The organism is Natrinema soli, from assembly GCF_028618695.1.
Map to the genome: position 1 here is coordinate 1 of NZ_JAQIVI010000741.1, position 7838 is coordinate 7838.

Sequence of the window (7838 nt, forward strand, 5' to 3'; positions counted from 1 at the left end):
GTCCCGATATCGTCGTAGGTGCGAGAGAGCAGCGTCGTCGCGACGCTGTAGTGAAGGCCGGCGACGGCCCCGAGCACGATGGTGCCGACCACGAAGACGGGGAACAGTGGTGCGATCGCGAGGAACGCGCTCGCAACGGCCGTCCCGCCGACGGCGACCAGAATGACGCGGCGCTCGCCGAACCGGTCACCGAAGACGCCGCTGGGGAACTGCGAGCAGAAGTACGCCATCCACATCCCCGTCAGCGCGAGCCCGATCACCGAGTTCGAGACGCCGAACTCGGCGGTGATCCGGGGCACGACCGGGCTGATCACCAGCCTGGCGGCCATCGTCGCCAGGAAGGCGAGCGTACACATCGCGAGGACGGTCTCCTCGTATCGCCAGCGCATTACTCGAGTTCACCCTTCGTCGCAGCTCCCGGCGGCCGGGACGCGATCGCATCAGGCAGTCACCGATCCCGACGGATGAGGGTACTGCTACCGGCAGCCGCCGCCTCGAGTCCGACCACCGGCCGGAGCGCATCGCTTTTGCGACTCCCGGCGAATGCACGTCTATGGACCTCACTCATCGCCCCCGGCGGCTCCGACAGGACCGGGTTCGCGGCCTCGTCAGCGAGACGAGCCTCGAGCCGAGCGATCTGATCGCGCCGGTGTTCGTCGACGCAACGACCCACGAGCGCGTCCCGATCGAGACGATGCCCGGTCACGAGCGGGTCCCGATCGACGGGATCGTCGATCGCGTCGAGGAGGTACTCGAGACGGGCGTCGAGGCGATCATGCTCTTTGGCATCCCGGAGTCGAAAGATCCCGAGGGGAGTCGTGCGTGGGCCGAGGACGGCGTCATTCAGGAAGCGCTGCAGCGGATCACGAGCGAGACCGACGCCTACGTCATCACCGACGTCTGTCTCTGCGAGTACACCGACCACGGCCACTGCGGCCCGCTCGAGGAAGAGCTGCGAACCGACGGTAGCATCGTCGAGGCGGACGGGCCCGCGTGCGAACCGACGATGACCGTCGACAACGACGCGACGCTCGAGCGTCTCGAGCGTATCGTCACCTCGCATGCTCGCGCGGGCGCGGACATGGTCGCACCGAGCGGGATGATGGACGGGATGGTCGGCGTCATCCGATCGGCGCTGGACGAAGCGGGATTCGAACACGTCCCGATCATGAGCTACGCGGCGAAGTACGAGAGCGCCTTCTACGGCCCCTTCCGGGACGCCGCCGACGGCGCACCGTCCTTCGGCAACCGCCGTCACTACCAGATGGACCCCGCGAACTCGCGGGAAGCCATGCGGGAAGTCCGACTCGACGCCGAGCAGGGCGCGGACGTGATGATGGTCAAGCCCGCGCTGCCGTACCTCGACATCGTCAGCGCCGTCCGCCGGGAGTTCGACCACCCCGTCGCGGCCTACAACGTCTCCGGCGAGTACGCCATGCTCCACGCCGCCGCCGAGAAGGGATGGCTGGATCTCGAGGATTCGGGGCTCGAGTCGCTGCTGTCGATCAAGCGCGCCGGTGCGGATCTGATTCTTACCTACTTCGCGGAGGACGTCGCCGAAGGGCTGACCGGCGGTCGATAGCCGGAAACCCCTGGTCGAGCCGAGGGTGAATCGGTGAGCGCACCGTCGAAACGACCGACTCCGCGCGAGCAGCCGGTGGCATTCGAACGAACGTCCACACCTTGCCCAACGATGTCGAACAACTGGCAATATCTGCCGCGCGCGAGGCGAGTTGCGCTGTTCGAGGGGGTGTAATGGGTCGCTACGGCGGCGATCCGAATTATCTCGAGTTTTTCCGGGTTTACAAAGAGAGAATATATAACCACTGCTCGGAAAATCCGCAAGATCGAATTGCCTTATACACATTAGATCACCTTTAGATTTGTTCGGTTGCCCCTACTACTCGGAGATTATTAGACATCCGACAACGCTAACCCTTATATGAGGTTAGTCCATCGGCATCAGACGTGATTCAGAATACAACCATGCGCTCGATCGGACCATACATGGACATACGTCTACAACGTATCGGTGACAAAACGACGAAAACGGGGGTGGCTGCCTGATGGAGCCGACGCTCTTGCAGTCCGGAGAGGTCGCTGACGTTGGCGTCCTCGTCGATGCGCTCAATTACACGTGGATCCTGGTGGTGTGTTTCCTGATCTTCTTCATGCACGCGGGCTTCGCGATGCTGGAGGCCGGTCAGGTTCGCTCGAAGAACGTCGCCAACCAGCTGACGAAGAACCTGCTGACCTGGTCGGTCGGTGTCGTCACGTTCTTCCTCGTCGGAGCCGGTGTGAGCAGTCTCGTCGGCGGGGGCGGCTTCAACTGGGTCGCCGGTAACGATCCCGGTTCGTGGGCCAGCGGTTGGTTTTACGGGGCCGTCTTCGCGATGACGGCGGCGACGATCGTCTCCGGTGCCGTCGCCGGACGCGCGAAACTCCGCGCGTACGTCGCGTACACCTTCCTGCTAGCGGCGGTCATCTACCCAGTCGTTACCGGGATCACGTGGTCCGGTGGGTACATTCTCGAGTACGTCGGAACCGGCTTTCAAGACTTCGCCGGCGGGATGATCGTCCACGGCATGGGCGGCATCGCCGGTCTCACCGCAGCCTGGGTACTCGGTCCGCGCATGGATCGGTACAACAGTGACGGGAGCGTCAACGTCATTCCCGGTCACTCGATGACGTTCGCGGTGCTGGGAACGCTCTTGCTCGCCTTCGGCTGGTACGGGTTCAACGTCGGGACGGCCTCGATCTTCGTCGAGAACGCCGACGGCGAGATGGTGTTCAACGGAGCCGTCCTCGGCCGCGTTGTGCTGACGACGACGCTAGCGATGGCGATGGGTGCCATCGGCTCCGGCGCAGTCGCCCTCCTGAAAACCGGCAAAGTCGACACGCTCTACGTTGCGAACGGCCTACTGGCCGGTCTCGTCGGCATTACTGCAATCCCTGACGTCACTGCGTGGTGGGGTGCCCTGGTCGTCGGTCTGCTCGCCGGCGCACAGCTGCCGATCGTCTTCAGTTTCGTCGAGCAGCGTCTGAAGATCGACGACGTCTGTGCGGTCTTCCCCGTCCACGGATCCGCGGGCGTCCTCGGAACGCTGCTGTTCCCGTTCGTGGCCGCTCCGGGCATGGTCGATAGCGTCGTCAACGCGTTCATCGCACAGCTCGCAGGCGTCGTCGCCATCACCGTCTGGACGGTCGTCGCAACCGCCGCAGTCTTCGGTGCGCTGAAGGCCATGGGACAGGCCCGCGTCTCGCCCGAACACGAGCGAGACGGGCTCGACGTCTCCGAACACGGCGTCGACACCTACCCCGAGTTCGGACAGCCCGACGTCGCGGCCGACGGCGGCTCCGACGGAGTCATTCGCGCTGACGGCGGCGAGCCGAACGACGGCCAGATCAAGATGGTCATGGCGATCGTCCGCCCCGACCGTCTCGGCGCGATCAAGCAGTCGCTCGCCGAAGCCGGCGCACCGTCGCTGACCGTCACCAACGTCTCCGGCCGCGGCTCACAGCCCGCGAAGAAGGGGCAGTGGCGCGGCGAAGAGTACACGGTCGACCTCCACCAGAAGGTCAAGATCGAGTGCGTCGTCGCGGACATCCCGGCCCAGGAGGTCGTCGATGCCATCCGCGACGGCGCCGAAACCGGCGAACCCGGTGACGGCAAGATATTCGTCATGCCCGTCGAGGGCGCGACCCAGATCCGCACCGGCAAAACCGGTCGTGATGCCGTCTGAGGTCGGATCACGCGGTCGACCGATCGCGGTCCGCCCGCCGACGGACCGCGACGTGAGGTGACTCACGTGACCCGCGTTCCACGGTGTCTAACAAACTGGGTTCGGCGACTCGACGCCCGTCCGAACCGGGCGTCACGTCGGCTGTGACCTCACCCGGCTCGCGGCCGACGCAGTGCTGTCCGCTGTGGTTTCGATCGGACACCGCCGTATTGATTCACGTGGCGTTCGACGCTTTTCTTCCGATCCGCCGCGCTCCGATAGCCGATGAAACCCCGTCGCGATCGGCGAGACTCAACGGGACTCGAGCGTCCCCGGCTCGAGCCGAACGCGTTCGACGCGGGACCGCTGGTTCGGCGGCGGCCGGCCGGCGGTTCAGCGGCTGGCCGCAGCAGTTCAGCGACCGACCTCGGTACAACTTTCCCGCCCGAAATCCAACCCCTGCCTATGACCGAGGACAACTCACGCGAGCTGTACGATCGGGCGCTGTCGGTGTTGCCCGGGGGCGTCAACTCCGCGGTCCGCGCGGCGATCGAACCCTATCCGTTCTTCGTTCGAAAGGGTGAGGGCGGCCACGTCATCGACGCCGACGGCAACCGCTACATCGACTGGGTCATGGGACTCGGGCCGCTGTTGCTGGGTCACGACCTCCCAGAGCCCGTGCGGGCCGGTATCCAGCGCAAGGCCAGTGAGGGACCGATGTACGGCACCCCGACCGAGGTCGAGGTCGATCTCGCGGAGTTCGTCGTCCGGCACGTCCCGAGCGTCGAGAAGATCCGGTTCGTCAACTCGGGGACCGAGGCGACTACCTCCGCCGTGCGCCTCGCGCGGGGGTACACCGGGCGGAACAAGATCGTCGTCATGCAGGGCGGCTACCACGGCGCACAGGAGTCGACGCTGGTCGAGGGCGACGCCGACGATCCGAAACCCTCCTCCGCGGGGATTCCGGAGTCGTTCGCCGAACACACCCTTCCGGTGCCGTTTAACGACGAGGACGCGATCCGTGACGTGTTCGAGGACCACGGCGACGACATCGCGGCCGTCCTCACCGAACCCATTCTGGGCAACTACGGCATCGTCTACCCCGAAGAGGGCTATCACGAGTTCCTCCGGGAGATCACCGAGGAACACGGCTCGCTGCTCATCTTCGACGAGGTGATCACCGGCTTCCGGGTCGGCGGCCTCGGCTGCGCTCAGAGCGAGTTCGGCGTCACCCCCGATCTGACGACCTTCGGGAAGATCATCGGCGGCGGCTTCCCCGTCGGTGCGATCGGCGGCCGAGCCGAAATCATCGAGCACTTCGCACCGACGGGCGACGTCTTCCAGGCCGGCACCTTCTCCGGCCACCCCGTCACGATGGCCGCCGGCCTCGAGACCCTCAAATTCGCCGCGGAAAACGACGTCTACGGCCACGTCAACGGGCTCGGCGACCGACTGCGCCGCGGATTAACCGACATCGTCGCCGATCAGGCACCCAGCTACACCGTCACCGGCACCGACAGCATGTTCAAGGTGATATTCACCCGCGAAGGGCCGAGCGGCGTGCAACGCACGCCGGAAGACGCGAGCGGTGACAACCGCGAGCAGGGGTCGGACTCGCTCGAGGAGCAGTGCCCGGCCGGCTGCCGGCAGGACCCGACCTGTCCGCGCTACGATTACTCCCCGAAGAACGCCGGCGACGTGAAAAACGCCGAGACCGAGCGCTGGCGGCGCATCTTCTGGAGGCAGATGAAGGAGCAGGACGTCTTCCTCTCACAGAACCAGTTCGAATGCCAGTTCGTCAGCTACGGCCACACCGAAGAAGACGTCGAGGAGACGCTCGAGGCGTACAAGGACGCGCTGTAGCCACTCAGGCAGTAGCTCGAGCCCAGAAGAGAAGGGTAACGGAACCGGAACCGAGGCACTCCAGCACGAGCGCTTCCGTCGTCGCGTCCGCGAGGGATTCGTCGTCGATCACCGTCGACATCTTCTCGGATTCGGCGGTGACGGTCTCGAGCCAGCGCCGACGGCTCAGTCCGCCGCAGTGACGATCGCGTCCTGATAGCTCGCGATCTCCGAGAGCACCGCTTCCCGGTCGTCCGCGCCGACGCCGAACTCGGCGAGCGCGTCCTCGAGGTGGGTCGCGATCGCCTGGAAGTCCGACGGGGTGATGCCCATATCCGCGTGGACGGATTCCATCTCCGCGCCCGAGTACTCGACCGGGCCGCCGGTGACCGAACTGATGAACTGGGCCTGGTGAGCCCGCTGTTTCTGCATGTCGACGTCGTCGAAGTAACCCGCGACCTGTTCGTCAGCTATGACGCGGTCGTAAAATTCGTCGACGACCGCCGTGATCGCGCCTTCGCCGCCGAGTCGCTCGTAGAGGGTCTTCGTCATCCGGTCGAATATATCCTCCCCACAGAATATAAATAGCATCCCGAACGTGTATCGTAAAAATAATGCGTGTGATCACCACGCAAACGGAGTTTCGTCTCGGATTCGGCCGGGTTCGAGTCGAACGTCCGTTCATGACAGAAACTCACGGTATCGGTAGCCCACGCTGTTCTCGCGCCGGACAAGCGTGCGCTTTTCATACTCGAGGACCCGACTGGTTGCTATGAGAACGCGCGGGACGCTGCGATTGGCGACGAGGGGGTCCGCACTCGCCCGGCGACAGGCTTCACTGGTGCAGGAAGCCTTGGAGGATCGCCGGTACGAGGTCGAACTCGTCACCGTGGAGACGACGGGCGACCAGATCAGAGACGAGTTGATCCACCGGCTGGGAAAGACCGGCGCGTTCGTCCGCGAACTCGACGAGCGCGTCCTCGAGGGGGATCTCGACGGCGCGATCCACTCGATGAAGGATATGCCGACCGAACAGCCCGAAGAACTCGTGACCGCCGCGGTTCCCGAGCGAGGGCGGCCGGGCGACGCGCTCGTCACGCCCGACGGGACGACGCTCGAGGAACTGCCCGCGGGCGCGATCGTCGGCACCTCGAGCCTGCGCCGGCGCGCGCAACTGCTCTCGGAGCGGGACGATCTCACCGTCGAGCCCCTGCGCGGGAACGTCGACACGCGACTCGAGAAGCTGCTTGCACCCGCACTCCAGGAGGAACATCAAGAGCGGTCGGAAGCGGACAAGGAGCGGAAGGGCAATACCGGTAACGACGACTTCGAGGCCGAGTACGACCGCACCACCGACGAGTGGTTCGACGACCTCTCGGAGCTCGAGAAGGGCGCACTCGGCCGCGAGGTCGACACCGAGTACGACGCGATCGTCCTCGCGCAGGCGGGCCTCGAGCGTAGCGGGCTCGCCCACTACGTGGACTATCAGGAGTTGCCGACGTCGACGTTCGTTCCCGCACCGGGACAGGGAGCGCTCGCGGTGACCGCGCGGGACGGCGAGACGGCGCGCGATATCCAGACCGCGATCGACTACCCGCGGAGCCGCGTCGAGACGACCGTCGAGCGAACGGTTCTGGCGGAACTCGGCGGGGGGTGTATCGCTCCGATCGGCATCTACGCGGTCGTCCAGGGCGAGCACGTCCACGCGACCGTGAGCGTCTTCGACCGCGACGGCGAGGAATCGGTGGCCGGCAGCCGAGATCTGCCGGTCGAGACCCACGCGGAGGCCGCTCGCGAGTTCGCGCGGGATCTCGCGGACCGCGGCGCAGCCGAACTGATCGAGGCTGCCCGCGATGACGCCGAGAGCGACGACGACGGCGTCTCCGAGGAAGATAAGCCCGAGGGGAAATAGCTAGCGAGTACCGAATGTCAGGAACCGATATCGAGGCCGACCCCGGCACCGTCTACCTCGTCGGCAGCGGCCCCGGCGATCCCGACCTCCTCACCGTCAAGGCGAAACGCCTGCTCGAGGAGAGCGACGTCGTCCTCCACGACAAGCTTCCCGGTCCCGAAATCATCGACACGCTCCCCGAAGACCGCCGCGAAGACGTCGGGAAGCGGGCGGGCGGCGAACGCACGCCCCAGTCCGAGATCAACGAGCGGCTGGTCGAACTGGCTCGCGAGGGCAAGTCCGTCGTCCGGCTGAAGGGCGGCGACTCCTTCGTCTTCGGCCGCGGCGGCGAGGAGGCGGAGTATCTCGCGGCCCACGAGGAG

At 65.6% G+C, this 7838-nt stretch carries 7 protein-coding genes; 5 read left to right on the top strand and 2 right to left on the bottom strand.

Going from position 1 to position 7838, the window contains the following annotated elements; genetic code table 11:
• A partial coding sequence (locus PGX04_RS31340) for an MFS transporter (RefSeq protein ID WP_273742049.1) occupies window positions 1-389 on the bottom strand: 389 nt, incomplete at its 3' end.
• Window positions 390-553: 164 nt separating this feature from the next.
• Between PGX04_RS31340 and hemB the strand changes: the two genes are divergently transcribed.
• From hemB to hemL, 3 genes are all read left to right on the top strand, one after another.
• A complete protein-coding gene (gene hemB / locus PGX04_RS31345) occupies window positions 554-1582 on the top strand; it encodes a porphobilinogen synthase (protein WP_273742050.1) in 1029 nt (342 codons plus the stop codon).
• Between the two features lie 484 nt (window positions 1583-2066).
• A complete protein-coding gene (locus tag PGX04_RS31350; RefSeq protein WP_273742051.1) occupies window positions 2067-3743 on the top strand; it encodes an ammonium transporter in 1677 nt (558 codons plus the stop codon).
• Window positions 3744-4187: 444 nt separating this feature from the next.
• Window positions 4188-5585 (top strand): glutamate-1-semialdehyde 2,1-aminomutase, encoded by a 1398-nt coding sequence (gene hemL / locus PGX04_RS31355; RefSeq protein WP_273742052.1) that lies wholly within the window; start codon window positions 4188-4190, stop codon window positions 5583-5585.
• A gap of 165 nt (window positions 5586-5750) precedes the next feature.
• On the opposite strand, the gene PGX04_RS31360 is transcribed toward hemL, so the two are convergent.
• On the bottom strand, window positions 5751-6116 hold the full coding sequence (locus tag PGX04_RS31360) for a group I truncated hemoglobin (RefSeq protein ID WP_273742053.1): 366 nt from the start codon (window positions 6114-6116) through the stop codon (window positions 5751-5753).
• Window positions 6117-6336: 220 nt separating this feature from the next.
• Here PGX04_RS31360 and hemC point away from each other — a divergent pair, with 220 nt between their 5' ends.
• Together hemC and PGX04_RS31370 are read left to right on the top strand one after the other, a co-directional pair.
• Window positions 6337-7476 carry a hydroxymethylbilane synthase gene (hemC, locus tag PGX04_RS31365; RefSeq protein WP_273742054.1) on the top strand — a complete coding sequence of 380 codons (1140 nt, stop codon included), beginning with the start codon at window positions 6337-6339 and terminating at the stop codon, window positions 7474-7476.
• Window positions 7477-7490: 14 nt separating this feature from the next.
• A partial coding sequence (locus tag PGX04_RS31370) for a uroporphyrinogen-III C-methyltransferase (RefSeq protein ID WP_273742055.1) occupies window positions 7491-7838 on the top strand: 348 nt, incomplete at its 3' end.

Bases quoted from the DNA above. Each gene is read 5' to 3' on its own strand.
- hemB (WP_273742050.1), top strand. From the start codon at position 554: ATGGACCTCACTCATCGCCCCCGGCGGCTCCGACAGGACCGGGTTCGC.
- hemL (WP_273742052.1), top strand. From the start codon at position 4,188: ATGACCGAGGACAACTCACGCGAGCTGTACGATCGGGCGCTGTCGGTG.
- PGX04_RS31350 (WP_273742051.1), top strand. From the start codon at position 2,067: ATGGAGCCGACGCTCTTGCAGTCCGGAGAGGTCGCTGACGTTGGCGTC.
- hemC (WP_273742054.1), top strand. From the start codon at position 6,337: ATGAGAACGCGCGGGACGCTGCGATTGGCGACGAGGGGGTCCGCACTC.
- PGX04_RS31360 (WP_273742053.1), bottom strand. From the start codon at position 6,116: ATGACGAAGACCCTCTACGAGCGACTCGGCGGCGAAGGCGCGATCACG.